The organism is Bradyrhizobium sp. CSA207 (genome assembly GCF_029051685.1).
Lineage (GTDB): Bacteria > Pseudomonadota > Alphaproteobacteria > Rhizobiales > Xanthobacteraceae > Bradyrhizobium.
In genome coordinates this window covers 1-1034 of the sequence record NZ_JAACFT010000112.1, presented here as the reverse complement: position 1 = coordinate 1034, position 1034 = coordinate 1, and the positions used below count along the sequence as shown (strand labels likewise).

General features: G+C 61.6%; 1 pseudogene. It reads right to left on the bottom strand.

The window, feature by feature from the left end:
* Nucleotides 1–1005: pseudogene (locus GWG65_RS40190) on the bottom strand (ISAzo13 family transposase); the annotation flags it as partial.
* Between the last annotated feature and the right edge of the window lie 29 nt (nucleotides 1006–1034).

The following is a 1034-nucleotide window of genomic DNA, read 5'->3' as shown; positions in this document are numbered from 1 at the left end:
GCCAGTTGATGGTGATGAAGGAGAAGAGACGATGCTCGATCTTGTTCCACTTGCTGGTGCCGGGCGGCAGGTGGCAAACCGTGATCGGCAACTTGAGCTCGTCCGCCAGTTTTTGAAGCTCGACCTTCCACAGGCGCACACGAGACCCGTTGCTGCCGCCGCCGTCGGCCGTGATCATCAGGCGTTTGGCTGTCGGATGACGCTTCTTCCCCATCGTCCGCCACCATCGGCGGATCGCATTGACCGCGAAGCTGGCGGTGTCGTGGTCCGTGCCGACGCTGACCCAGCCGACATTATTGGTGATGTCGTACACGCCGTACGGCACGGCGCGGCTTAGCTTGGGATCGATAAAGTCATGAATGTTGACGAGCTCAGGCCTGCCTTGGCGACGCCATTCCCGGCCGTTGTTCTTGAAATTGCCTACCAATTCCTTCTTCTTCGTGTCGACCGATATGACCGGTTCGTTCGCCGCCAGGAACGTCGTGGCCTGCGTGTTGATGTATTGAAACTGCGCGTCGCGATCGATGTGCTGGCCGCCTTCTCGTGTCTTGCTGTTCGCTTGCAGGCTGTAGCCCATGCCGCGCAGAAGCTCGCTGACAACCGTTGGGCAAACCTTATGACCCTCCTTCGCCAGCTCGGTCACGAGGTTACGCAGGCTGCGGGTCGTCCACAACAATGGCTGCATCGGATCGCCCCGCGTCACCGGTTCGACCAGGCGCCTGAGATCGGCCGCGAGGGTTGGATCCGGGACGACTTCTTCTTGCGCCCGCCGCCCGCCTTACGGACACGTCCAGCCGGAACTGCCACGTTGTCGCGAATGTCAGAAAGTCCGTGATAAATCGTCGACCGCGCCAATCCGCTGATGCCGGACATCAAGCTGACCCCGCCGTGTCCCAGCGCTTTCGCCTCCAGGGCGACAAAGCGCCGGAGGCTCTGTTCATTCAGAACAGGGGCCATCTCCCGATAGCGCTTCCGCGCGGCGCGCGCCTGAGCGGCTCGAATCATCCCACGACGCTACGTCGCGCGACTCATCA